This is a genomic window from Rhodococcus huquni (assembly GCF_055231055.1).
This window is the reverse complement of the sequence record NZ_JBUYWE010000001.1, coordinates 633957-660049: the sequence shown is the minus strand read 5'-3', so window position 1 is coordinate 660049 and position 26093 is coordinate 633957. Positions and strand designations below refer to the sequence as shown.

Below are 26093 nucleotides of genomic sequence, written 5' to 3'. Positions count from 1 at the left end.
GGTTGCCCGTCGACGCGCTTCTGGACGGTGAGCTGACGCTCATCGGACAGATCACGCATGCCAGTAACGCCACGTTGGTGTGCGATGCGGAATCCGGAGACGACGTGGTCCGATGCGTCTACAAGCCGATTCGCGGCGAGCAGCCGTTGTGGGACTTTCCGGACGGCACCCTGGCCGGCCGGGAGCGTGCGTCGTATCTCGTCTCCGAACGCCTCGGGTGGGGCGTGATACCGCGAACGATCCTGCGTGACGGGCCTTTCGGTCCCGGAATGGTGCAGCGTTGGATCGACACGCCGGATCGACACGGCACGGACGTGTCCTCGGACAGCCCCGTCGGGCTGGACCTGGTCGACATCTGTCCCAGCGGCGACGTACCTCCTGGGTTCTTCGAGATTCTGCATGCGACCGACATGGACGGGTCGAACGTGACATTGATTCACGCAGACGATCCGAGGCTGCAGCGGATGGCGGTACTCGACATCCTGATCAACAACGCCGACCGCAAGGGTGGTCACGCACTCGAGGGTATGGACGGGTCCGTCTACGGCGTGGACCACGGAATCTGTCTCCATTCCGAGAACAAGCTGCGCACGGTGCTGTGGGGCTGGGCAGGCAGTGAAGTTCCCGGTGCGTTGGTGCTGGACGTAGCCGAGCTCGTGGAGGGTCTGTCGGGAGAGTTCGGCGACGAACTGACCGAGCACATCACGCCCGCCGAGGTGACCGCACTACGGGAGCGAGCGCTGGCACTCGTCGCCGCGCCGACGATGCCACGGCCGAACGGGAATCGCCCCATCCCGTGGCCGGCATTCTGACAGGCGCCAACCTCGGCTACAGCGCTCTCCATTACTCTCGGTTGCATGCAGTCTTGGTCCGACGTCGCTGTCCCTTCACTACCCGGCGAGGGTCCGCCGCTACGGTTGTACGACACCGCAGACCGGCAGGTTCGCCCAGTCGTTCCGGGGCCGACGGCCACGATGTACGTCTGTGGCATCACCCCCTATGACGCGACACATCTGGGCCACGCCGCCACGTACCTGACCTTCGATCTGGTCAACCGGGTCTGGCGCGACGCCGGCCACGATGTGCACTACGTCCAGAACGTCACCGACGTGGACGACCCCCTTTTCGAGCGTGCGGAGCGTGACGGCGAGGACTGGGTGGTTCTCGGCATGCGGGAGACCGCGTTGTTCCGTGAGGACATGGAGGCACTGCGAGTGCTACCTCCTCGCGACTACATCGGAGCGGTCGAGTCGGTCGGCGAGGTCGTCGCCTTGGTGGAGAAGCTGGTGGCGTCCGGGGCGGCGTACGTCGTGGACGACCCCGAGTACCCGGACGTCTACTTCAGAGTCGATGCCAACGAACAGTTCGGTTACGAGTCGGGTTACGACCGCGAGACCATGTCCACGTTCTTCGCCGAGCGTGGCGGTGACCCGGAGCGGCCGGGCAAGCTCGATCCGTTGGACGCCCTGGTGTGGCGAGCGGCCCGACCCGGCGAACCGAAGTGGCCGTCGCCGTTCGGCGAGGGCCGACCGGGGTGGCACATCGAGTGCGCCGCGATCGCACTCAATCGGATCGGAAGCGGATTCGATGTGCAGGGCGGCGGAAGCGACCTCATCTTCCCGCACCACGAGTTCTCCTCGGCCCACGCGGAGTCCGTGACCGGCGAGCGGCGCTTCGCACGGCACTACGTGCACACCGGAATGATCGGCCTCGACGGCGAGAAGATGTCGAAGAGCCGTGGCAACCTCGTGTTCGTCTCGAAGCTACGGGGCGAACAGGTTGATCCCGCTGCCATCCGGCTCGGTCTGCTCTCCGGGCACTACCGACAGGACCGGGCATGGACCGATCAGGTTCTGGCCGACGCACACGCGCGACTCGAGTTGTGGCGCAAGGCCGCTGCACTCGAATCTGCGCAATCCGCCGAGGACACCGTCGCGAGCCTGCGCCAACACCTGGCGGACGACCTGGACACGCCCAAGGCACTGGACGCGCTGGACGGTTGGGCGAGAAGGGCCGTCGACGACGGTGGCCCGAACACCGAGGCACCCGGATTGTTCGCCGCCGCCGTCGATGCACTCCTGGGCGTCGACCTACTGTCCTGACGAGGTTCGTGGATCGACCCCTGGCATACGTCGCCGGGCCGAGATCACACGAGTTCGAGTGAGTCGTCCACCGGCCGTGGGGCTCGGCGACGCAGCGGGGATCCGAGCGCCGTCGCCAAGTCCGAACCGTCGTGCTCCGCAAGCAGTTCGCCGTCGGTCCAGACGAGCAGCGCCGCGCTGACGCTCTGCTCGGCCGACGAGTGCGCAAGATCGTAGTGGGCGCATCCCGGTACCCCCGCGTACGTGATCCACAGGTCGTACCCCGTCATGAACAGGTCGAGGTCGAACTGGACGCTGAGTCCGAGAAGTTCGGCGCGTCCGTTGTCGTCGACGCCGGCGAATGCTTCGTCCAGAGCCAGCAGTCGCGGTGCGTGCGGATCAGCGGAATCGAGCATCACGTGCGCGGCCGCGAACAGTGGCAGGTGAAGCGATACCGACTGCTCACCTCCGGACAACGCGCTGTGCCGGGCCACCGTGAGTCGGTCCTCGTTGCCGTCGACGCCGACGAGGGTGAACGAGAACACGCGCCAACGACGGTAATCGAGTGCCGCGGACAGGATTTCCGGATACGACCGCTCCGGATGTGCTGCGCGGGCAGTTCTGATCCGATCGGCGAAATGTGCGCGCATGGTCGCGAGCTCGTCGGGGCCGAGTGCGGAGGAATCGCGTTCGAGCAACTTGGACACGGCGCGGGCGCGCTCGTCCAGATCGTCGGCGAGAACCCAATGAACTCCGATGGTGCTCCCGGACGACATGCGGCGCTCCCGCATCTCGGTCCCCATCTTCGCGATCAGTTCCCGAGCATCGACGGTGTGCTCGTGAATCTGCTGTGCGAGTCCGGTGAGTAGTGCATCCTCGAGAATCTTGCGTTCGGCATCGGTGAGCAGGTGTTCCTGATGTCCGCGCGACTCCGCGATACGAGAAGCGAACTGTCCCACCGACGAAACACCCTCGTCGTCCTGGATCTGGACCACGGTGAGGCCGTCGGGCGCGTCCCACTGCAGCCTGTAGTCCTCGCCTGCTGCGGCCAGACGTGCCTCGAATTCCTGTAGCGCGGTGGTCAGCGCGGATCTCGTCGACTTGCGGGCGGCATCCCCACCGCGGACCGACTCCGTCACGCCGATCAGCGACTGATGCAGGGCCGCCACCTCCGCGGGCAGCACATCGGTGTGTTCTTCGGACTCCTGGAGTCGGTACACCAACTGGTCGGCAGTCAACCAGGCGGACGAACTGGCCGGCCAAGCGTGGTCGGTACCGATCCCGAGGAGCTCGAGGATGTCTCGCTGCGCATACGGAGCGAGGCGGGCGGCGTCGTTGTGGCACTCGGTGAGTGCGACACGCAACGCCGATACGGCCGCGGTGTGTGCGCCTTCGGCTTTACCGATGGCTTCACCGGCGTCCTTGTCCGCCTTGCGCGCATCCCGCTGCTTCTTCTTGCACGCCTCGATTCGTGCATGTGCCTCGTCGAGCTGGGCGTCGATCTGTTCCGCGCTGGCACCGAGTGCTTCCCGCAGCGTGCTCAAGCGTTGAACCTGCTGGGCGAGAGACTCCTCGGCGATCACCGCCTCTTCGGCGAATTCTTCTGCGGTGTACCGGGCTTCGGTGAGCCGGTCGTCGGCCTCGGAAGCATGTTCGATCTCGCGCGCATGATCGCGACGCAGTCGCAGTACGGTCTCGCCCCGCTGTTCGAAGTGCCGCACATCGGCTGCGAGGGAATCGATGTCCCGGGCGACGTGCGGTGTCCGGTGCTTCACTGCGGCGCTGCGCAGCTGCTTCTCCTTCGCGCTCACCTCGGCGATGGCCTGATCGTGTTCGCGAACTGCAAGTACTTCGGCCTCGGACCTGCTCCGCAGCACACCCGCAGTCTCGGTGACCGCCACGAGCGCTCGTCGAATGTGCTTCGTAGTGGGTAGCTCGCCGCCGACGCCGGCCAGACGAGCGAGGAGGGCACGTGCGTGCTCCTCCTCGGCGCGGACCCGCTCGAGCGTGGCCTCGGCCCCGGCGATGTCGTGGTCCAACTCTTCGATGCGTACACGCCTGCGCCGCTCACGGGCCGTGGCTCCGATGTACTCCGCCTCGGCCTTCGTATGCCTTCCTCGTAGCACCCCTTGACGAAAGTTGCCGCGACCGTCCAGAGCCGGGGTGGGACCGTCTTCGATCGGTCCGTCCCAGGAGATCGAGGCGAGCACATTCGCTATCCGCTGTTCCGACACGCCCGCATCGGATTCGGGTACGAGAACGTCACGCAGCGTGGAGCCTGCGGGGCGGTCCCCGGGAGGTAGGGGAGTCAGGTACTGCTCGGATTCGAGGTCGGCAAGCGCGGAGGCGTTATCGGTGACCCAGGCGTCCAGAAGGTTCGACGCCTGCAGGGCCGCCTCGACGACTGCAGCAGTGTGCGCGTCGATGTCGTCGCCGAATCGGACCAGACGCCACAGTGGTGCGCCCTCGAGTTCGGTACGTGCTCCGGTACGTGCGTCCGACGGAGGTGGAGCGTCGTCGTGCTCGGCCGCGACCGCCTCTCTGGTCGCTTTCAGTTCCGTGAGCGTGGTCTCGGTGGCGGTGATGTCGGACGCGGCGTTCTGGCGGTCGGTCCTGACAGCCTCGACGGCGTCGGCGCTGCATCGTGCGAGTACTTCGCTCAGTGACGCTGCGTCTTCGTCACCGACCTGCGACAAGGCGGCGTCGAGTTCGTCGAAGAGTGTGTCTGCGATGCCCACGGTCGCGAACAAGTCGGAGTGCTGCGTCCACCAAGCGCGCAGATCCACCGCGCATTTCCCCCGGGCGACCTCCACAGCTGCTTCGGCCTCGATCGTTGCAGTCCGTGCAGACTCGTGCTGGTCCTGGCTCCGGCGGGCGGATTCGGCGGCGCGTTCCCGTGCAGCCGTTGCCTTCTCGACTGCGGCGGCCGCGGTGCGTACGGCCCGGATGTCACCGTCTCGCTCCTCGGCGTGACCGCGAAGTGCGTTCGTGAGTTGGTCCGAACGGCTGGTGTCGGGCAATGCGGTCCACGTGATGCCGGCGTCGTCGGCGGCGGCCTGGAGTTCGTCCTCGGCTCGGGAGAGGGCTTCGGCGGTGCGGGCGACGACGTCCTGCGCGCGGGCGGATTCCTCCGCGCGCTGTTCGAGGGTTGCCGTGGCCTTGCGCGCCTTGTCGATCTGTCCTGTGGTCGATCGTTCCAGCGTGGTGACAGCTCGGGTGAGGTCGTCGAGTTGAGTTCGGCCTTCGTACGCGGTGGAACGAGTGAGCGCATCGAGATTGGCGTTGGCCTGGTCGAGCTCTCGTTCTGCGGCCGCGAACCCCGCTTCGGCAGCGGCGCGGGCGGATTGTGCTCGTTCGCGTTCCGTGGCGGCCGCATTCATGTCGCTGCGGCCACGCGTCACGGAATCGAGGCGAGCGGACAGATGATCGGCATCGGACTTGGCGTGCAGTTCGAGATAGCGGGTGTAGACGCCGACGAAGCTCTGGGCGGCCTCGTCGGCCGCCGTGAGACTCTCGAGCGCCCGCCCGACTTCTTCCATGTCGCTGAACGACCGGGCGGCCTCGAGAACCAGCTGCTCGTCGAGCGGCCGCAGTCCGTCGGTCAGCGCCTGCGACAGGCCCTTCGGGTCGAGATTCTTCGCGAGCTGGGGGCGCCGGAGAGTGAGGATCAAATTGATGAGCTGGTCGTATCGTTCTGCGCCGAGACCGAACAGGCGGGCGTCGATTGCCGCGCGGTAGTCGACGGGTCGATCTTCGATCGAGTCGGTACCGATCCGCTCGCCCAATTGCTTCTTGGTGAGCGGACGATCGTCGTCGCCGAGAAGGGACAAGTCGACGCCGACCCGGCCGTCGGCCACGAAATACCAACGAGTGACCTTGTCGTTGGTGCGGCTCGCCCGCATCCCGATACCGACCGTGACTGCCTCCGGATCCGCTTTCGACCCGCGGCAGAATTCCATCCACACGTACGAGTACGCACTCTCTTGACCGCGGTAGAGGAGGTTCGACTTCATCGTGCGTTCTTCACCGGCGAACGGATTGAGTCGACGAGGCTCGATCCGGCCGTCGAACACGAACGGAAAGAGCACCTCGAGTGCCTTCGTCTTGCCGGACCCGTTGGGTCCCCTCAGCACCAATCTTCCGTCGGCGAACGAGAACTCCTGATCTCGGTAGTCCCACAGATTGATGATTCCGGCGCGGGTCGGCCGAAAGCGAGTGCTGCTCATACTGTGGTGTCCTCACTGGTGCTCGGGAACAGGTCGATTTCGGGGGCGCGCTCCCGGATGGTGACGACGACTCCGCGGTAGCGTGCGAGCGCGGGCAGAACAAGAAGCCCGCCGGGCACGGGCGCCACCAGATCGAGGCGCTCGAGAAGGGCGAGCGCGGCGCGCCCCAGCCCTGCCGGGTCGGCCTGCCAGGCGGCCGCGAACGTCTTGCCGTACTGCTCTACGAGGGTGTGGAGCGTGTTGTCGATCCATGCGTGCGCGATCATCGGAAACACGTCCGGATCATCGGAGGATTCCGGATCCGCGTGTTCTCTCGACGAATCGCGATCGTCGGCCTCGTCGACAAGCTCCTCGAAGACGCCGGACGTGGGGATCGCTCTGTCCAGCTGTGCGGCGAGGGCTGCCGCGGACTGTTCGGGCAATGGCAGGTGTGACAGTTCGGGGGCGTCGAGGTCGAGCACTCGGTCCGCGATCTCGCCTGCAAGGAGCAGCGCCACTTGTGAGACCGTGCCCGTACTGGGAAACCGGGTGTCGGACAGGCGACCGGACACGTCGATCATCGCGACGCCCTCGGCGCGGCGCTCGGCCGTCAGACCGGTCAGGAGTTGGATCTCCGCCGTGGTTCGGGGGAGTGCCAATTGCACCCTCTCGTCGTCGTCGAGCGTGGCGGCGTACACGACGGGACGAGTGACGAGGGCTCTCCGCACGCGCCGACAAACGGCCTGTGGGTCGACGGGGCGCTCGGTATTCGCATCGCTACCGGATGCATCGGGCTCGGCGAGCAGACTTCGCACGGATCGGAGGTGTTGAAGAGCTCGTGGCGGCCGGAACAAGGCGACCACTACACCGCGGTCGATGTCGTAGAGGGCTTCGCCGGCCTCGGGATCTGCGGCCCAACCCCCGGCATCCCCGTCGGTGAGTGCTATCGCTCCGCGGATCGCGAGCCAACCGACGGCGTCCACGAAGGCGTCGCGGTCCGAGGCGCGCTCGGTGGACAACTCGATGCCGTCGATCTGTGCGGCGGACGCGGCGACGTGGTTCGCCAGTTCCGACAACGTGATCTGATTGCCGGCCCGGCCCAGCGCGGCGAGGGACAGCGCGAGGTAGGAATATCGACTCCGATCGAAAGTACGGTCGGATGCGGTCTTCGCTGGAGAGTCCGGGTCGAGTCGGTCCGATCGAGTGAACAGTCGCGCAGTGGTTTCCGTGACTTCGAGGCGGTATCCGAAGAGTTCGTGAAGATCGTCGCGAAGCTCGGTGGCCCACCTCCGAATCAGCGGCAACGCGAGACGGTCCGGAAACGACCGTGTCACCAGATGATTCGTCAGTACGAGCCGTGCTGCGCGCTGATAGGAATCGAGAGTCAACGACGGAATCTCTTGTGCCCTCATCGGATGGTGACCTTCAATCCGTCGAGGTGTAGCCGGCCGCGTTCGGTCTCCACCGTGGTGGACTCGGTGTGTGGACTCAGTGTCAGCTTCACGCCGTTCTCGGCTCCGGTGGCGCCTTCGACCCGTCCACTCACCGGAACTCGTGACGTGAGTGCGATGTTGAGCAGGCTCAGCAGAACGTCCGTCTCCGCGTTACCGAGAACGCGTCCGTATGCGTCCCCATCGGCCAGGGATCGCGCCGCGGCCGCTCGTCGACGTTGTCGGTCGAGCTGTTCCTCACGTAGTCGGCGCACACTTCCGTCGTTGCGTTGGACGCGTGCGGGCAGGCCGGGTGACGGCGGACGGCCGGTCTCGGCGAGCGTGCGCGAAATCTCGATGGGCGGCGCGTCCCACCACGAGCGGGCGTCCGGAATGACGTCCGCATCCGGGTGAACGACCGACAGGTGCCGGGGTTTGCCCAGATCGAACACCGCGTCGAACAGCGCGTGAGCCGCCTTTTCGGACGGTGCTGCTGCGAACCATCCGGCGAGGTGCCGCAGTTGGCTTTCGCGGCTGACGCCACCCCTGCGTGTCTCGGTGACGCGGCGAAGGAGTGAGAGGACCGCGGCGATCGCACTCATGGTGCCTTCGCCGAGTCGTTCGGATTCGCTCCGGTGCGTGGGGTCCGTGACGAACCAGTTGGTCAGGCCGGACCACCGCGCCCGCCAGTCGTCTATCCGCTGTTCGAAGGAGAGAAACACTCGCTCGTCCGACGTTGCTGCGAGGCGCAGCATCGCATCGGTGCCCGTGGATTCGACGGTGGCGATGGCCTCCGCAATGCGCGGTGTGTAGCGGGTCAGATCCGAATCGAACTCGCGCATGTGCGTGAGCAACGCATCCTTGTGCGAGAGAAACGACTCGGGAGTGATGTCGGTGGTGCGCACGAGATCGCCGAGTGTCAAGTAGAAATGTGATGCGCGCGTGGCCATTTCGGAAAGTGTGGTGTCGAGGCGTCCCAGCTTGCGGTACACCCCGTCCGCATCGTTTCGACGATTGGCCGCAGCGAGATCCTTCATGTCCGACAGCAGATCGGGTAGTGCCAGTCGCGACAACGAGGCTTCGTCGTCGCGGGCCGCCAACACGCCCTCCACTGCACGAAACACTTGGTAGCCGGATTGGCTGAACTGGTAGACGAAGTTTCGGTTTCGATATTCGGCGAGGGTGGCTGCCCGGGTTCCGTCGTAGCTTCGCTCGAGGACCTCCCAGATGTGGAGTTGCTCGAGCAGAGGAGCGACCTCGACGGGGGAGAGGTGAGCGGCCGGGTCGTCCGGCGAGATCTTTTCGAGGATCCGCGACACCTCGGCGGCGTGAAGCAGGACCACATAGTTGGCGCGAGCGCTGTCGAAGGCGCGCAGCACCCACAGGTACTCGGTGCGCTTCTCTGCCGTCGCGAATGCGAACAGTTTCAGCCGGCCGTCCACGTCGGGGGAGTCGGTCACTCGCCCTGAGGGGAACACCCACTCGGCGGTATCGGCGAAATCGGTCACCGTGACAGGTTAAGCGTTGGCCTGCCCGATAGACGTGTCGCCGTAGCCCGATGCGAACCGAGTCGGATCGTGACGGAAACCCAGAATTCACCGAACTAGGCGAATCTCTCGAAGGGACGCTGGAGTGGTCGCCTTTGGACGAATCGTTCAGAGGCCGTACATGAAGTACGCAACGCCCAGAAGGAGGGCGATTGCGCCGGTGGCGACGCCGGCCATGGTGCGAAACAGGCGCCTGCGACGGCGTGTCGTTCGCGGTTCTTCGGGGGTTTCGACCGGCGTAGGCGGTTGTTCGGGGGCGGCTTCCTCGTAACGGCGCGCAGCACCCCGAGCGACGACACGTTCTTCGTGAGCGATCGCGTCGATCACTTCGGTCACGTCGTACGACGGGGGTAGGCCGATGGGGGTGACGCGGTGAGTCGTGGGGTTGAACCCGGCTGCTCGGATGGCTGCGCCGAGGGCTGCCGTTTGCTCGGGCCCCGGTCCGACGACACATCGCACCGAGAATTTCGTGCCGACCGTCTCGGCGATCGCGTGGATCGCGGTGGAGTCGCGAGCAACCAGACCGTCACCGGTCACGACGACGGCGTCGAGGTTCGCAGGAAGCCAACCGAATGCCCCGAGAGCTGTCGCGATTCGGGATGTGGGGGAGGAGTCGCCAGTGGAGGCGAACCGGAATGCCTTGCCGGCGGCAACACCTGAGCGAACGAGACCGACGGTCGCTCCCGTGTCGTCGACGTGATAGATGCCGACGAGTTTGCCTGGCTTCTCGGCGATCTCGGATTCGAACCAGGCTGCCGCAGCCTCGGCATCGGACATGAGGGAGACGTACGACAGGTCGGCAAAGTCGAGTGCGTCGCGCAGGGCGTCCACCGCGGTGGCGTCCCACTTCGTCGGGTAGGTGGCCATGATGTCCGGTGCCCCGCCCGTTCGTCCGCCGTGGTCCGGGAGTGGCTCGCACTCGCGCAGGAGGCAGCGCATTGCGCCCGCCACGAGATCCTCTGCTCTGAAGAGGGATCCGTCCTTGGTGGTGACGCCTGCCGGATCTGCTACGCGGGGAAGGAATCCCGACACGGATTGTGTACCTCCGGGAACTCCGACCGGCGTGGACCCGCCGAGCACAGCACTGCCGTCGCCACACATGTGTAGAACCGTGTCGCGGACGATGACGATCGGGTCGGGCGAACCCGGGTCGTTCGACGCCACGACGGCAGTCGACACGACGCTGCCGACCCTGAGCCCGACTCCCATGGCCATTACAACTACCCCTACTCCGGCCGCTGCGGATCACATTCGCCGCCATGCGGTTACGTGCTGCCTTGCGGTTCCACGATTCTGGTAAGTCGCAAGCGTACATAGTCGCGAATGGGCCGAGTGGGGCCCGTCACCGTGGACGTGGTCGAAGCGTCAGTTCTGCTTCTTTTCGCGCAGCGAAGTTCGCCAGGCCGATTCGTTCTCCGCGAGCCAGTCGAGAAGGTGCTCGCCTTCCTCCGGTTGGCGACCTTTGCCGCCGAGTAGATCCGCGCAGGCCTGAGCGGGGGCCGTCAGCCGGATGTCTCTGCGGAAGAGGGTTCTGTCGAACACGGAAGGGGACCGGGGCGTTGCCACGACGACGTTGGCTCCCTCCTCGACCACGCGTAAGCCGAGAGCGGTCGCGAGAGCTTCGCCGTTGTCCGCGTAGATCTGCAACAGACGACTGGGTGCGTACTCGGTCCAGGTGGCGGCCGCTACGGACCCGGTGACCGCGTACAGGAGTTCGGGGTTGGCTGCCAGGCCTTCGACGATCGACGTGATGCCGTCGGGGGCGAAGTAGCCGACCGAGGGACAGTCCCGGAATCGCGCGTCCGCACTCCATGCGCGAAGCATGTCCTTCCACCTGACGCTGGTGATGGGACCTCTCGGGAGTCGTTCGACCAGATCACGTTCGGCCAGGGTCTCGACGACGCGGTAGGTGGCGCCTGTGGATGCACCGCTGAGCCTGATGAGTTGCGGAACCGTCAGTTCGCCGGAGTGATCGGCCAGGGCGCGGACGACACGGGCTGCTGGGTCGCCGGTCAGCTGAGCCGCCGGGCGACCCGGTCCGCGCCACGGGTCTGCGTCCGCCCCTCGGTCGCGGACCCAGATCGCCGGTCGATTCGCGAAGACCGACGTGTTGCCGGTGGCGTCGGCATAGGAGAGGCCCTTGGCGTCGAGTTGTTTGCGTACGGGTTCGGAAAGGTAGCGGGCACAGACGAAACCGTTGTCGGCATCCGACACCGAATCGGCAAATCTCGCGGCGTCGCCGGCGAGGACTCCACGAGCGGAGATCACCGAGAACGAGGCGACCTCGCCGGCAGGGGAGGAGATCAGCAGACGCTCCGGAGCGTCTGCGAGGGAGCGGGCCTTGCCCGACTCGATGGTCCATCCAGGGGGGAGCGCGGCACGCAGGGCTGCAGTGGACCGCCGATAGAGGTCGATGTCACGCTCCGGCTTGGGGACGTTCGTCTGGTTCTTGTCCGTCGGCACGTGTGCATCGTACCATTGTCGGCGACAGACGGAACCCCAGAATAGACCGAATTTATAACGACACTCCGAACTCACCATCGGTACGAAAGTTCTCTTCACGACCGCTCACGCACCCCATCCTCGACGGAGGGGGTGAGTGGTCAGATGCCGAAGCTGCCGGGACCGCGGCGCCGAAGGTACCGCTCGAACTCCGCTGCCAGGGCGTCGCCGTCGATCTTCGAGATCGCGTCCGAGATGTCCGTTTCGGCGTCGCCACGCTCCTCGAGAGTGCGAACGTAGTCGCCGATCTCCTCGTCGTCCGACGTCATTTCGGTGACGGCTTCCTGCCAATCCTCGGACTGGCCGGGAAGCTCTCCGAGAGGCACCTCCACGTCCAGGACGTCCTCGACGCGTTGCAGCAGTGCGACGGTGGCCTTGGGGTTGGGTGGCTGTGACACGTAGTGGGGGACTGCTGCCCAGAACGACACCGCCGGGATGCCGGCCCGCACGCAGGCGTCCTGCAGCACGCCGGTGATTCCGGTCGGACCCTCGTACCTCGTCTGTTCGATGTTGAATCGCTCGGCGGCCTCGCGGCTGTATGCGGAACCGGTGACCGGCACAGGACGAGTGTGGGGAGTGTCCGCGAGGAGCGCACCCAGTATGACGACGGTGTGGATCTTCAGATCCTCGATCAGTTCGATCAGGTCGTCGCAGAAACTGCGCCAACGCATGTTCGGCTCGATCCCGCGTAGGAGGACGATGTCGCGCTGACCGCCGGGTGGCGAGCAGAGGGATACCCGAGTCGACGGCCACACGATCTCGCGGGTGACGCCCTCGATCTGCCGCACGGTGGGGCGATTGACCTGGTAGTCGTAGTAGTCCTCGGAGTCGAGTTCGGCGAGCGGCTGCGCGTCCCAGATGAGCTCGAGATGCTCGACGGCGCCGCTCGCTGCGTCGCCGGCGTCGTTCCAGCCTTCGAACGCCGCCACAAGGATGGGGTCACGCAATACCGGCAGCTCTGACATCGGCTCGTCCGCAGAGGTTGCGGCCGCGGGGTCTTCCGCTTCGCTGGGCGTGACGGGGAACTCACTGGAACTCACAAGGCCCAGCCTACGGCCAGCCTCGTCGGCGGCGCCTACTACTGTGGACGGCATGTCTGCCCCACTTCACTCTGCACTGCTCGATGCGTTGACACGGCGCGTTGTGATCGGCGACGGGGCGATGGGCACCATGTTGCAGGACGCGGAACTGACTCTCGACGACTTCATGAACCTCGAAGGTTGCAACGAGATTCTGAACGAAACGCGCCCCGACGTGCTGCGCGACATCCACCGGGCCTACTTCGAGGCCGGCGCGGATGCAGTGGAAACGAACACGTTCGGATGCAATCTGCCCAACCTCGCCGACTACGACATTGCCGATCGAATCCGTGAGCTGTCGGAGAAAGGCACCCGGTTGGCCCGCGAGGTCGCCGACGAGATGGGCCCAGGGCGCGACGGAATGGGACGGTTCGTGCTCGGCTCGATGGGGCCGGGCACCAAGCTGCCGACGCTCGGGCACGCTCCGTTCGCCTCACTCCGAGACGCGTACGTCGAGGCCGCGATGGGCATGATCGACGGCGGTGCCGATGCGATTCTCGTAGAGACCTGCCAGGACCTTCTTCAGGTGAAAGCGGCAGTTCTCGGTAGTCAGCGAGCGATGGAGAAGCTCGGACGCCGTTTGCCGATCATCACGCACGTGACGGTCGAGACGACGGGCACGATGCTCCTCGGCAGTGAGATCGGCGCGGCCTTGACGGCGCTCGAGCCCCTGGGTATCGACATGATCGGGTTGAACTGCGCGACCGGACCTGCCGAGATGAGTGAGCACCTGCGGCACCTGTCGAAGAACACGTCGATTCCGGTCTCGGTCATGCCCAATGCGGGTCTGCCGCAGCTTGGGCCCAAGGGTGCCGAGTATCCGCTCACCCCCGAAGAGTTGGCCGAGGCACTGAGCGGATTCGTCCGAGAGTTCGGCCTCGACCTGGTGGGCGGCTGCTGCGGCACGACCCCCGAGCACATCCGGCAGGTGGCCGAAGCGGTGCACGGTGCCGAACGGGCCCGGCGCACCCCGACCCACGAATCTGGTACGTCTTCGCTGTACAGCGCGGTGCCGTTCGAACAGGATGCGAGCATTCTGGTGGTCGGCGAACGAACCAACTCGAACGGTTCGAAGGCGTTTCGTGAGGCGATGATCGCCGAGGATTACGACAAGTGCTTGGAGATCGCCAAGCAGCAGACTCGTGACGGCGCGCACATGCTCGACCTCAACGTCGACTACGTCGGCCGCGACGGCGCTTACGACATGGCCGCGCTCGCAAGCAGGTTCGCGACGGCATCGACGTTGCCGATCATGCTCGACTCCACCGAGCCGGAGGTTCTGAAGGCGGGCCTCGAGCATCTCGGCGGCCGTAGTGCGGTGAACTCGGTGAACTACGAGGACGGTGTCGGCCCGGATTCACGCTTCGAGCGGATCATGACGCTGGTGCGTGAACACGGCGCGGCCGTCGTAGCCCTCACGATCGACGAGGAGGGGCAAGCCCGCACCGCCGAACACAAGGTGCGCATCGCGACGCGCCTCGTCGAGGACATCACCGGCAATTGGGGACTGAGCGAGTCGGACATCATCATCGATGCGCTGACCTTCCCGATTTCGACCGGGCAGGAAGAGGTTCGCCGCGACGGAATCGAGACGATCGAGGCGATCCGTCAGCTCAAGGAGCTGTACCCGAGCGTTCACTTCACGCTGGGCGTCTCGAACATCTCGTTCGGACTGAATCCCGCGGCGCGGCAGGTCCTGAACTCGGTGTTCCTCCATGAATGCACCCAGGCCGGGCTCGACACCGCGATCGTGCACGCGTCGAAGATCCTGCCGATGGCCCGGATCCCCGACGAGCACCGAGAGGTGGCGCTCGACCTGGTCTACGACCGCCGCAGCGAGGGCTACGACCCACTGCAGAAGCTGATGCAGTTGTTCGAGGGAGTGTCGGCGGCATCGGCGCGTGAGTCGCGGGCGCAGGAGTTGGCCGCACTTCCGTTGTTCGAGCGGCTCGAGCATCGCATCGTCGACGGCGAACGTAATGGTCTGGACGACGACCTCACCGAGGCGATGAAGCAGAAGCCGCCGCTCGAGATCATCAACGAGACATTGCTGTCCGGGATGAAGACGGTCGGCGAGCTATTCGGATCCGGACAGATGCAGTTGCCGTTCGTACTGCAGTCGGCCGAGGTCATGAAGGCGGCCGTGGCGTTCCTCGAACCGCACATGGAAGCGAGCGACGACGACGGTAAGGGCCGCCTCGTTATCGCCACCGTGAAGGGCGATGTACACGACATCGGTAAGAACCTCGTGGACATCATCCTCAGCAACAACGGCTACGACGTGGTCAATCTGGGAATCAAGCAGCCCATCGGCACCATCCTCGACGCGGCGATCGAGCAGAGGGCCGACGTGATCGGCATGTCGGGACTGCTGGTCAAGTCGACCGTGGTGATGAAGGACAATCTGGCGGAGCTGAATTCGCGAGGCGTGGCCGAGAAGTTCCCGGTCATGCTCGGTGGCGCGGCCCTCACGCGCTCCTTTGTCGAGAACGACCTCGCGGATCTGTACGAGGGCGAAGTGAGCTATGCGCGAGACGCCTTCGAGGGTCTGCATCTGATGGACCAGATCATGGCGATCAAGCGTGGCAACGGACCCGATCCTGACAGCCCCGAAGCTGTTGCGGCTCGGGAGAAGGCCGCCGAGCGCAAGGCCCGCCACGAGCGTTCGAAGCGAATAGCCGAGAAGCGAAAGGCGGAGGAGACTCCGATCGTCGTTCCGGAGCGATCCGATGTGGCTGCCGACCTCGCCGTTCCGACGCCGCCGTTCTGGGGCACCCGAATCGTCAAGGGTGTTTCGTTGTCCGACTACTCGGGTCTGCTCGACGAGAGGGCTCTGTTCCTCGGGCAGTGGGGGCTGCGCGGCCAACGTGCCGGCGACGGGCCCACGTACGAGGAACTGGTCGAGACGGAGGGTCGACCGCGGTTGCGGTATTGGCTCGATCGGCTCAGCACCGAGGGGATCCTGGCTCATGCTGCCGTCGTGTACGGCTATTTCCCGGCTGTGTCCGAGGGTGACGATGTCGTCGTTCTCACCAGCCCGGAACCGGACGCCGAGGAGCGGTGCAGGTTCTCCTTCCCGCGGCAGCAGCGCGGGCGCTTCCTGTGCGTCGCGGACTTCGTCCGATCCAGGAAGGAAGCGCAGTCCTCGGGAACGGTCGACGTCCTGCCGTTCCAGCTCGTCACGATGGGGCAGCCGATCGCAGATTTCGCGAACGAACTGTTCGCGGCCAACGCGTACCGGGACTACCTCGAGGTGCATGGAATCGGCGTGCAGCTGACCGAGTCGCTGGCCGAGTACTGGCATCAGCGAGTACGTCAGGAACTCGTCCTCCCGGACGGGTCCAACCTCGCCACCCAGGATCCCGCCGACGTGCAGGAGTTCTTCGACCTGGGATATCGGGGCGCTCGCTATTCCTTCGGCTACGGAGCGTGCCCGAATCTCGAAGACCGAGCGGTGATGATGGCGCTGCTCGAACCGGAACGAATCGGCGTGAAACTGTCCGACGAACTGCAGCTCCACCCCGAGCAGTCGACGGACGCATTCGTGCTGCACCACCCGGAGGCGAAGTACTTCAATGTCTGACGAGATGACCGCGTCGGTAATCGCCAGTCGCACCTTCGGTGGCGTGATGTGGGACATGGACGGCACGCTGCTCGATTCCGAGCGCATCTGGGACGTCGCCGTACGGGAGTTGTCGGAACACCTCGGTGGGGTGATGACCGAAGAAACCCGTATCCGGACCATCGGTGCATCCAGTCCTACGGCGTTGGGGATCATCTTCGACTCGTTGGGCCTCGACAAGACGCCGGAGGCGCTGGCAGAGGCGAAGGACTGGATGTACATCCGCGTGGAGAATCTGTTCTCCGACGTCGGCTGGCGGCCGGGTGCGCGGGAAGCACTCGAGACTGCCCGTGACCACGGAGTCCGGACCGCGTTGGTGACCAATACGGAGCGCCGCCTGGTCGACCGAGCGCTGGACAGGCTGGGACGCGAATTCTTCGATCACGCCGTGTGCGGTGACGACGTGCCGAACGGAAAGCCGCACCCGGACCCCTATCTGCGGGGCGCGCAACTTCTCGGCCTGCACCCGTCGGACTGCCTTGCCGTCGAAGATTCACCCACCGGGGCCGCAGCGGCAGAGGCTGCGGGGTGTTCCGTACTCGTCGTGCCGTGTGAGATTCCGGTGCCGGAGTCGCCGAACAGGGTGTTTCGGACCACTCTCGAAGGTCTGACCGGCAGGGACCTCGAGGCCCTCTGGGCTACACCGTCCCGCGTCTGATTACCGCGACGGCACATCCGCTCGGTAATCTAGATTGTCGTGGCTGTACCGAAAATCGTCTTGTTCTACGTCTTCACTCCGTTGCCGGACCCGGAGGCGATCCGTCTCTGGCAGCACACGTTGGCGGAGTCGAACGATCTGACCGGGCGAATCGTCGTCTCTCCCCATGGGATCAACGCCACCGTCGGCGGTGACTTGGCTGACGTGAAGCGGTACGTGAAAGGCACCCGCAGCTATGCGCCGTTCAAGTCCGCGGCCATCAAGTGGTCGGAGGGTCGCGGTCGCGATTTCCCGAGGTTGAGCGTGAAGGTTCGACCCGAGATCGTCACCTTCGGTGCGCCCGACGAACTCGAGGTGGACGATGCGGGCGTCGTAGACGGGGGAGTGCGCCTTGCGCCCGACGAAGTGCATCACCTCGTCGACACCCGAGGCGACGACGTCGTCTTCTTCGACGGCCGCAATGCGTTCGAAGCCGAGATCGGTCGCTTCAAGAACGCCGTGGTGCCGGATGTGGCAACGACTCGGGATTTCGTCGAGGAACTCGACAGCGGAAAATACGACCACCTCAAGGACCGGGCCGTCGTCACGTACTGCACGGGCGGGGTGCGGTGCGAGGTGTTGTCGTCGTTGATGCGAGCGCGGGGGTTCGACGAGGTGTACCAGTTGGACGGTGGCATCGTCCGGTACGGGGAGGAGTACGGGGACCGAGGTCTCTGGGAAGGGTCGCTCTACGTCTTCGACAACCGGATGAACATCGAGTTCAGTGAGTCGGCGAAGACCCTCGGACAGTGCTCGGTGTGTGGTGCGCCGACATCGCGGTACCAGAACGACGACTCGGTTCCCGAACGCACGCTGGTGTTGGTGTGCGGTTCCTGCTCGGGTGTCGAGAGCGGCGACTGACCGTGGGGAAAGCGCCTCTACCCATTCGGGACGGACTCGGCCCGGACCGTATCCGCATGCCGGCGAACCTGGATGTGAAGACCGTCGCGGAGTTCCTGGCTCGGCAGTTTCCCGACGACGTCGACACGTGGCGGGACATGGTCGATCGTGGCGAGATCGTCGACGAACACGCTCGTGTCATCGACACCGATACGCGCTACGCGCCGACGCGGTTCCTGTACTTCTACCGTGACCCGGCGCCGGAAGTCCCCGTTCCTTTCGAGCTCGAGGTGCTGCACCACGACGACGAGTTGCTCGTCGTCGACAAGCCGCACTTCCTGGCCACCATTCCGCGTGGTGCACACATCACGGAGACTGCCGTGGTGCGTTTGCGTAAGCAGTTCGACCTTCCCGAACTGACCCCCGCTCATCGTCTCGACAGAATGACTGCCGGTGTTCTCGTCTTCGTGATCCAGCGGCGCCACCGGCGGCCGTACCAGGAGCTGTTCGTCGACCGGCAGGTCACCAAGGAGTATCGGGCGCTGGCCCGCCATGATCCGGACCTGACGTTTCCCCGCATCGTGCGAAGTCGAATCGTCAAGGAGCACGGAGTGATGACGGCGACGGAGGAGCCGGGCGTGCCCAACAGTGAGACCCGGATCGAGCTCGTCGATACCCGGTCCGGCCGCGGCCTCTATCACCTCGAGCCTCGAACCGGACGGACGCATCAACTGCGAATGCACATGTGTTCCCTGGGAATTCCGATCGAGGGAGACAACTACTACCCGGCGTTCTCCCGGTCCGTTCCGGGTGATTTCTCCACGCCGTTGCGCCTGCTGGCCTCCGCCGTCGAGTTCGTCGACCCACTGTCGGGGCGGCTCCGACGGTTCGAGACCACGCGGTCGCTGCCCTGGTGAGCTGCCCGAATGGATCGCCTGCGGCTGCCGTGAAACAATGCCTACTCGTGAAGACCTTCGAATCCCTGTTCGCCGAGCTGTCCGAGCGTGCCGAAACCCGTCCCGAGGGTTCGGGCACCGTTGCTGCGTTGGACGCCGGCGTCCATTCGCAGGGAAAGAAGATTCTCGAGGAGGCCGGCGAAGTATGGATTGCCGCCGAGCACGAGAGCGACGAAGCGCTGTCGGAGGAGATCTCACAGCTCCTGTACTGGGTACAGGTTCTGATGGTGGGTAAGGGTCTGAAGCTCGAGGACGTCTACCGACATCTGTGAACGTGCACCGTTCTCGACGACGACACCCTCGATCTCCCCACCGAAAGGACCCACCATGTTGCGTGTAGCCGTGCCGAACAAGGGCTCACTGTCCGAGTCCGCCGCCGAGATTCTCAGCGAAGCCGGATACCGTCGTCGCACCGACTCGCGAGACCTCACCGTCCTCGACCCCGCCAATCAGGTCGAATTCTTCTTCCTTCGCCCGAAGGACATCGCGATCTATGTCGGTTCGGGTGAACTCGACTTGGGCATCACCGGGCGCGATCTCGCCCTCGACTCCGCTGCGCCGGTCACCGAGCGGCTGTCGCTCGGTTTCGGCCGATCCTCGTTCCGCTACGCCGCCCCCGCCGGGCGCGAGTGGAGTGTCGAGGACCTTGCCGGTCGACGTATCGCCACGTCGTACCCGAATCTTGTTCGCGCAGACCTCGCGGCGCGTGGCATCGAGGCTGCCGTCATTCGTCTCGACGGCGCGGTCGAGATCTCCATCCAGCTCGGAGTGGCCGACGCGATCGCCGACGTCGTGGGTTCGGGTCGGACGCTGAAGCAGCACAACCTCGTTGCCTTCGGTGACGTGTTGTGCGACTCGGAGGGCGTGCTGATCGAGCAGGCCGGTTCGGCTGCGGACAACGCGGATCGCAACCAGTTGATCGAGCGCGTGCGTGGAATCGTTTTCGCGCAGCAGAATTTGATGCTCGATTACGACTGCCCCAAGACGATCCTCGAGGACGCACTGAAGATCACACCGGGTCTCGAGTCGCCGACGCTGTCACCGATGGCCGACGATCGCTGGACGGCTGTACGCGCGATGGTCCCGATCAAGGGCCACAACGACGTGATGGACGAGCTGGCTCAGCTCGGGGCGAAGGCGATTCTGGCGTCGAACATCAGGTCGGTTCGCGCACTCTGACCCGTGCAGACCCGAACTCTCAGCGCTTTCTGACCAGGAGCGTCTGCGCGATCCTGCCTACCGGACCGCTCTCGTCGTAGAGGATGCCTGCGCACATCCCGACACCGTCGGGTCCGATGGAGGTTTCTGCGCCGACGCCGATCCACTCTCCGTCGGGCACTCGGAAGATGTGGACACTCAAATCGGTATTGAGGAACGTCCATTCCGCAGGGTCGATCTTCGCGCCGACTCCGTTTGAGACGTCGGCGACGGAGAACAGGCGTTCCATCGGGGTGAGTACCTCACCGCGCACGAGGACGGGCTTCGGGCGCATCCAGACTCGCCCCGGCCCCTCGCAACCGATCTCGTCGATCCATGACCAATGGAGGGTGTCGAGATAGCCCTCGCCCCAGATGCCGTCGAGCTTCCCCTCACGGCCCGCTTCGCTCCGCGAGGGCATTTGCGGGTCGGCTGCATGTGCGACCTCGGTGCTGTCGACGGTGGCCATCCGCCAGCCGGTCGCGCTTGCGACGACTCGTCTGCCGCCCTCGGGGGTGTCCGCGGAGAGTTCGGCGGACACCAATTCGACCTGGCGACCGGGCCGCTCCACCCACGCGTGCACCTCGAGTTCCGTAATGGGGATCGGGCCCAGGATCTCGACCACCACTCGCGTGAGACGTGTGTCCGCTCTCTGGGCACACCGCTCCAAGGCGCGCACCAGCAGTGCAGAAGGGGGAGCGCCGTGCTGCATCGTCGGAGCCCAGAGACTGGTGGTGAGGTCGGTGGCGAGGAATCGCTCCACGCCCACCGACGACCCGGGTCCCAGCGGTACGTAGTACGCGTCGTCGCTCATTGTTTGCCTTCGCTGACCAGTTCGTCCCGTGGGATCGCGGATTGTCCGGAGTCAGGTTGCCCCGTGCCGGGCCACCCAGGGTAGGGCGGTGGTGTTCCGCCGAATGCAGGGCAGAGCGCTTTGTGGTCACACCAGTTGCACAGGCGCCCCGGCTTCGGCCGGAAGTCTCCCTCGACGCCGGCGGCGAGAATGGCGGTCCACAGCGCGGACAGGGTGCGTTCGAAGCGAAGCAACTCGGCTTCGTCGGGCGCATAGGTGAGCACGGTCTCGGACGCCAGATAGAGCAGACGTAACTGCGCCGGCACTATCTGTCTGGTTCGCAGCAGCATCAGTGCGTAGAACTTCATCTGGAACAGTGCTTTGGACTCCATCGCCTCACCGGGGGCGCGGCCCGTCTTGTAGTCGACGATCCGGACCTCTCCGGTCGGCGCGACGTCGATACGGTCGACGAATCCCCGGAGTAGGACGCCGTTGTCCAACTCCGCTTCTACACGAAGCTCGCACGATTCGGCATCGAACCGAGTGGGATCCTCGAGCCGGTAATACGAAGCCACCAGCTTCGCTGCCTCCGTCAGGAACTTCTCTCGGTCGGCTTCGCCTTCCAGAAGCTCTTCGAGTTCGGGAGACTTCTCGAGAATCGCGTCCCACGAGGGCGCAACGAGATCGAGTGCTCGGGCCTGGTCGCGTTGATCCGAGGGGAGCGCGAACAGAGACTCCAGCGCAGCATGCACGACCGTGCCCTTGACCTGGGCCTTCGTTGCCTTCTCCGGAATGCGGTCGATCGCGCGGAACCGGTAGAGCAACGGGCACTGGCGAAAATCGCCGGCCCGAGACGGGGACAGGGCTGGTCGTCTGGGGATCCGTGAGACCACCGAGTCCTGTGACGTGGAACCCTTCGACGCGGGGGGAGACGACGCTGTAGTGCTCACACCTGGCAGGGTAGGCGGGCGGTCCGACACGTTGTCGGCCGGACACGCTGAACGAGGAGTCTGTGACGATGGTTGGGCACGAGACACGACCGAGCGGCCCGTTTCGAGTGGGCGACCGTGTCCAACTGACGGATGCCAAGGGTCGCCACTACACGGTGAACCTCGAGGCGGGTAAGGAATTCCACACGCATCGCGGCGGGATTCTGCACGATGCTCTCATCGGCACCGACGAGGGCAGCGTCGTGAAGTCCACCAACGGCACGGCCTACCTCGCGCTCCGCCCGCTGCTCGTCGACTACGTGTTGTCCATGCCGAGGGGCGCTCAGGTCATATATCCGAAGGATGCCGCACAGATCGTCCACGAGGGCGATGTGTTCCCCGGTGCGCGCGTGCTCGAGGCCGGCGCAGGCTCGGGTGCGCTGACCTGTTCACTCCTCAGAGCGGTGGGGCCCGAAGGTCGCGTGATTTCGTACGAGGTCCGCGACGACCACGCCGAACACGCCGTCCGCAATGTCGAGACGTTCTTCGGCGAACGTCCCGCGAACTGGGATCTGACCATCGCCGACGTCGCCGACTTCGATACGGAAGCCGCAGGCGGACCGGTCGACCGTGTCGTGCTGGACATGCTCGCACCCTGGGAGGTGCTGCCGGCGGTGTCGAAGGCACTGGTCCCGGGTGGTGTGCTCGTCGTGTACGTCGCCTCGGTCACCCAGCTGTCGCGGGTGGTCGAAGCGATGCGCGAGCAGGAATGTTGGACGGAACCGCGTTCCTGGGAATCGATCGTGCGTGGTTGGCACGTCGTCGGCCTCGCCGTACGTCCGGAACATCGGATGCAGGGGCACACCGCATTTCTCGTGACAGCCCGCCGACTGGCAGAGGGCACCGTCACCCCGAAACCTCAGCGCCGCTCGGGCAAAGGCTAGAGCGCTGCGTTGAGAGCCGACCGGGTTCGGCGACGCACGTCGGGGGCGGCGCCGAACCCGGTATGGTCAGCTACCTAGCAGGGCGCTGTGGCCATCCCGAGAAGTCCGCAGGTGCTCTCGTCGGACACCTTCCAGATTCCGTCCGCGTTCACCCAAGTCCACGGAGTGGCGGATGCCGCACCGTGCGGGCCGGTGATCGCCACGTCCGCAGTCGCGGTCGATCCCTCGACCTTCACGTTGGTCACTTCGAAACCGACCGGATAGTTCTGCATGGCATTGGTCATCGTCTCGACGTTGGGTCTCCGCTCGTCGCCGTTCTCGATGAGGGCGACCTTGTCGTCGACCGGCTTCTGTGGATCCACGAGTGCGTCCAAGGTCCCGCGCAGTTCGTCGGCGGACGGTGCGGCCACGTCGCTGTCGGCAGAGCCGGAGTCCGCTTCCGGCGTGGTGGCGGCGGTCGACGTGTCGGCTGCGTCGCCGGCCTCGTCGGACGAGCACGCGGACATCCCCAGTGCGAGAGCCAACGCGGTGGCGGCAATTGCCGATTTGCGGATTATCAAGGCCGAACCTTTCGTTACAGAGAACAGAGACGTAACCGCTCAAGGATTAGGTGAGGCTAACATGGTGGTCCGGGGCTCGACGTGAGAGCTTTCCTCGAATCGACGATCGACGGAACCCGTGTCACAACGCACTTTTCGGCCTGTGCCGGTAGCGTTGACAGATCGTAGTGGGAGGAGACGCACATGAGCTCTACAGACAACCCGGATCCCATCGAGGCCGCACGGGAGCTCGAGTCGCTGCGCGCCGAGGCTTCGGCCCTGCGGCGCCGGCTCGCAGAGTCGCCTGATCAGATGCGCGAGCTCGAGTCGCGGGTGGACTCCTTGTCCGTCCGCAACACCAAGCTGCTCGACACGCTCAAGGAAGCCCGTCAGCAACTGATCTCCCTCCGAGAAGAGGTGGACAGGCTCGGGCAGCCGCCCAGCGGCTACGGAGTGCTGTTGGGGATACACGAAGATCAGACCGTCGACGTCTTCACCTCGGGCCGCAAGATGCGGTTGACGTGCTCTCCGAATGTCGACGCGAACACGCTCGAGCTCGGCCAGACGCTTCGGCTCAACGAGGCACTCACGATCGTCGAGGCCACCGGCTTCGAGAGCGTGGGTGAGATCAGCACGTTGCGCGAGGTGTTGGACGACGGTCGGCGTGCGCTGGTCGTCGGGCACGCCGACGAGGAGCGAATCGTGTGGCTGTCGGAGCCGCTGGCCAAGGTGTTCGCCGATTCCGAGAACGCCGACATCGCGTACGACGTCGACTCTCCGACCCGCAAGCTGCGTCCCGGGGATTCACTTCTGGTCGACACCAAAGCGGGATACGCGTTCGAACGGATACCCAAGGCCGAGGTCGAGGATCTCGTCCTCGAAGAGGTTCCCGACGTCCACTACGACGACATCGGCGGTCTGGGACGACAGATCGAGCAGATTCGTGACGCGGTGGAATTGCCGTTCCTGCACAAGGACCTGTTCCACGAGTACGCGCTCCGGCCGCCGAAGGGTGTGCTGCTGTACGGCCCGCCCGGGTGCGGAAAGACGCTGATCGCCAAGGCAGTCGCCAACTCGTTGGCGAAGAAGATCGCCGAGGCCCGCGGTCAGGACAGCAAGGAAGCAAAGTCCTACTTCCTCAACATCAAGGGCCCTGAGCTTCTCAACAAGTTCGTCGGAGAGACCGAACGTCACATCCGGCTGATCTTCCAGCGGGCACGCGAGAAGGCGTCCGAAGGTACTCCGGTGATCGTGTTCTTCGACGAGATGGACTCGATCTTCCGAACTCGTGGATCGGGTGTGTCCTCGGATGTGGAGACCACCGTCGTGCCGCAGCTCCTCAGTGAGATCGACGGTGTCGAGGGGCTCGAGAACGTCATCGTGATCGGTGCGTCGAACCGTGAGGACATGATCGATCCCGCGATCCTGCGGCCCGGTCGACTCGACGTGAAGATCAAGATCGAACGACCGGACGCCGAGTCGGCCCAGGACATCTTCTCCAAGTACCTCACCGACACGTTGCCGGTGCACGCCGACGACGTGGCCGAGTTCTCCGGAGACCGGACGGCCTGCGTCCGCGCGATGATCGAGCGTGTCGTCGACAGGATGTACGCGGAGAGTGAAGAGAACCGATTCCTGGAAGTCACCTACGCCAACGGTGACAAGGAGGTCCTGTACTTCAAGGACTTCAACTCCGGCGCCATGATTCAGAACATCGTGGACCGAGCGAAGAAGTACGCGATCAAGTCGGTACTCGAGACCGGTAACCCCGGTCTGCGCGTGCAGCATCTGTTCGACTCGATCGTCGACGAGTTCTCCGAGAACGAAGATCTGCCGAACACCACCAACCCGGACGACTGGGCTCGGATCTCGGGCAAGAAGGGCGAACGGATCGTCTACATCCGCACGCTGGTCACGGGCAAGAATGCCAGTGCGAGCCGGGCCATCGACACGGAAACGAACACCGGTCAGTACCTCTGATATCCCCTCCCGCCCCCGCTGACCAATGTCACACCGGTTCGGCTCAGCCGAACCGGTGTGACATTCGTCGGGGGTGGGGGAGGGAACTGGAGACGGTCAGGGCGGCGTGAGGAAGTCGTTCAACAGCACGCGGGTGTCCGGCGCGAACAGCCAGTCCGGATCCGCGAGGTGGGCGAGTAGCTCACCACGGGTCCACCACCACCCGTCTGCGATCTCGCTCGGCTGATGAACGAACGGGCCGTCGTGCCGGGTCTCGTAGGCGAACAAGTGGCAACGTAGCGGACGGCCGTTCCACACCCCGTCCCACGACACGTTGGTCACCGGGGTGAGTTCGATGTCGTCGACGCCCAGTTCCTCGGCCAGTTCGCGTCGCGCCGTCTGCTCCGGCGACTCTCCGGGGTCGACCACTCCGCCGGCGAGACAATCGTGATGCCCGGCGAACACCGCCTTGCTGCCGGATCGGCGATGGACGTAAATGCGTTCTCCATCGGTCGACCGGACGAGCACCCCTGCACTCGCGTGCCACAACCCTTCTGCGTAGACGCGGCCGCGTCTTGCGGAACCGCACTCGTTGCCTGCGCTGTCGAAGACGGCGACCATTTCATCTTCGGGACGGTCGTGGTTCGCGCTCGGTTGCATTCCTCGATGATGCCAGCGCGCCGGTGCGCGCCGAGCGGTGCGCCGCCGAGGGAGTGTGTGAGTGGTATCTCTTCGTGACGGTGTCGGTGGTGTGTGTTACTTTTCCGTTACTG

General features: G+C 65.1%; 20 protein-coding genes. 10 read left to right on the top strand and 10 right to left on the bottom strand.

Translation table 11 applies throughout. The features are described 5' to 3' along the window. The first annotated feature begins 2 nt into the window (after positions 1-2). On the top strand, positions 3-812 hold the full coding sequence (locus tag ACZI8R_RS03010) for an SCO1664 family protein (protein WP_463378059.1): 810 nt from the start codon (positions 3-5) through the stop codon (positions 810-812). A gap of 45 nt (positions 813-857) precedes the next feature. Continuing rightward, positions 858-2102 (top strand): cysteine--1-D-myo-inosityl 2-amino-2-deoxy-alpha-D-glucopyranoside ligase, encoded by a 1245-nt coding sequence (mshC, locus tag ACZI8R_RS03005; RefSeq protein ID WP_463378058.1) that lies wholly within the window; start codon positions 858-860, stop codon positions 2100-2102. A 44-nt stretch (positions 2103-2146) separates the two neighbouring features. On the opposite strand, the gene ACZI8R_RS03000 is transcribed toward mshC, so the two are convergent. The 6 genes from ACZI8R_RS03000 to ACZI8R_RS02975 all read right to left on the bottom strand — a co-directional run bounded on the left by ACZI8R_RS03000 (position 2147) and on the right by ACZI8R_RS02975 (position 12805). Continuing rightward, positions 2147-6307 carry a TIGR02680 family protein gene (locus ACZI8R_RS03000; RefSeq protein ID WP_463378057.1) on the bottom strand — a complete coding sequence of 1387 codons (4161 nt, stop codon included), beginning with the start codon at positions 6305-6307 and terminating at the stop codon, positions 2147-2149. After that, positions 6304-7698, bottom strand: coding sequence for a TIGR02678 family protein (locus tag ACZI8R_RS02995; RefSeq protein WP_463378056.1), 1395 nt, complete (start codon positions 7696-7698; stop codon positions 6304-6306). The genes ACZI8R_RS03000 and ACZI8R_RS02995 overlap by 4 nt, the downstream gene beginning before the upstream one ends. Next, positions 7695-9146, bottom strand: coding sequence for a TIGR02677 family protein (locus ACZI8R_RS02990; protein ID WP_463378207.1), 1452 nt, complete (start codon positions 9144-9146; stop codon positions 7695-7697). Before ACZI8R_RS02990 ends, ACZI8R_RS02995 begins: the two co-directional genes overlap by 4 nt. A 225-nt stretch (positions 9147-9371) precedes the next feature. After that, on the bottom strand, positions 9372-10478 hold the full coding sequence (locus tag ACZI8R_RS02985) for a hypothetical protein (protein ID WP_463378055.1): 1107 nt from the start codon (positions 10476-10478) through the stop codon (positions 9372-9374). Positions 10479-10628: 150 nt separating this feature from the next. Next, the gene (locus tag ACZI8R_RS02980) at positions 10629-11726 is read right to left on the bottom strand and encodes a helix-turn-helix domain-containing protein (protein ID WP_463378054.1); all 1098 of its coding nucleotides are present in this window, start codon (positions 11724-11726) and stop codon (positions 10629-10631) included. Between the two features lie 140 nt (positions 11727-11866). Then, on the bottom strand, positions 11867-12805 hold the full coding sequence (locus tag ACZI8R_RS02975) for a PAC2 family protein (RefSeq protein ID WP_463378053.1): 939 nt from the start codon (positions 12803-12805) through the stop codon (positions 11867-11869). Positions 12806-12857: 52 nt separating this feature from the next. Here ACZI8R_RS02975 and metH point away from each other — a divergent pair, with 52 nt between their 5' ends. Genes metH through hisG form a run of 6 tightly spaced genes read left to right on the top strand, consistent with a single transcriptional unit; the run spans position 12858 to position 20138 of the window. Next, positions 12858-16427, top strand: coding sequence for a methionine synthase (gene metH, locus ACZI8R_RS02970; protein ID WP_463378052.1), 3570 nt, complete (start codon positions 12858-12860; stop codon positions 16425-16427). Then, on the top strand, positions 16420-17124 hold the full coding sequence (locus ACZI8R_RS02965; protein ID WP_463378051.1) for an HAD family hydrolase: 705 nt from the start codon (positions 16420-16422) through the stop codon (positions 17122-17124). Before metH ends, ACZI8R_RS02965 begins: the two co-directional genes overlap by 8 nt. A 39-nt stretch (positions 17125-17163) precedes the next feature. Continuing rightward, on the top strand, positions 17164-18024 hold the full coding sequence (trhO, locus tag ACZI8R_RS02960) for an oxygen-dependent tRNA uridine(34) hydroxylase TrhO (RefSeq protein WP_463378050.1): 861 nt from the start codon (positions 17164-17166) through the stop codon (positions 18022-18024). 2 nt (positions 18025-18026) lie between these two features. Then, on the top strand, positions 18027-18920 hold the full coding sequence (locus ACZI8R_RS02955; RefSeq protein WP_463378049.1) for a pseudouridine synthase: 894 nt from the start codon (positions 18027-18029) through the stop codon (positions 18918-18920). 29 nt (positions 18921-18949) lie between these two features. Next, positions 18950-19231, top strand: coding sequence for a phosphoribosyl-ATP diphosphatase (locus tag ACZI8R_RS02950; RefSeq protein ID WP_463378048.1), 282 nt, complete (start codon positions 18950-18952; stop codon positions 19229-19231). A gap of 55 nt (positions 19232-19286) precedes the next feature. Then, positions 19287-20138, top strand: coding sequence for an ATP phosphoribosyltransferase (gene hisG / locus ACZI8R_RS02945; RefSeq protein WP_463378047.1), 852 nt, complete (start codon positions 19287-19289; stop codon positions 20136-20138). Between the two features lie 19 nt (positions 20139-20157). On the opposite strand, the gene ACZI8R_RS02940 is transcribed toward hisG, so the two are convergent. Then, entirely contained in the window at positions 20158-20970 is an 813-nt protein-coding gene (locus ACZI8R_RS02940) for a thioesterase family protein (protein WP_463378046.1), read from the bottom strand. After that, entirely contained in the window at positions 20967-21899 is a 933-nt protein-coding gene (locus ACZI8R_RS02935) for a RecB family exonuclease (RefSeq protein WP_463378045.1), read from the bottom strand. Before ACZI8R_RS02935 ends, ACZI8R_RS02940 begins: the two co-directional genes overlap by 4 nt. A gap of 68 nt (positions 21900-21967) precedes the next feature. Here ACZI8R_RS02935 and ACZI8R_RS02930 point away from each other — a divergent pair, with 68 nt between their 5' ends. Continuing rightward, complete coding sequence (locus tag ACZI8R_RS02930; RefSeq protein ID WP_463378044.1) at positions 21968-22822, top strand: tRNA (adenine-N1)-methyltransferase; 855 nt, start codon at positions 21968-21970, stop codon at positions 22820-22822. Between the two features lie 74 nt (positions 22823-22896). Here the strand turns inward: ACZI8R_RS02930 and ACZI8R_RS02925 are convergent, their stop codons facing one another. Then, complete coding sequence (locus ACZI8R_RS02925; RefSeq protein WP_463378043.1) at positions 22897-23382, bottom strand: WKL family lipoprotein; 486 nt, start codon at positions 23380-23382, stop codon at positions 22897-22899. A 183-nt stretch (positions 23383-23565) separates the two neighbouring features. Between ACZI8R_RS02925 and arc the strand changes: the two genes are divergently transcribed. Further along, a complete protein-coding gene (gene arc / locus ACZI8R_RS02920) occupies positions 23566-25341 on the top strand; it encodes a proteasome ATPase (RefSeq protein WP_463378042.1) in 1776 nt (591 codons plus the stop codon). A gap of 96 nt (positions 25342-25437) precedes the next feature. Here arc and ACZI8R_RS02915 read toward each other — a convergent pair whose 3' ends face one another. Further along, complete coding sequence (locus ACZI8R_RS02915) at positions 25438-25980, bottom strand: NUDIX hydrolase (RefSeq protein WP_463378041.1); 543 nt, start codon at positions 25978-25980, stop codon at positions 25438-25440. Between the last annotated feature and the right edge of the window lie 113 nt (positions 25981-26093).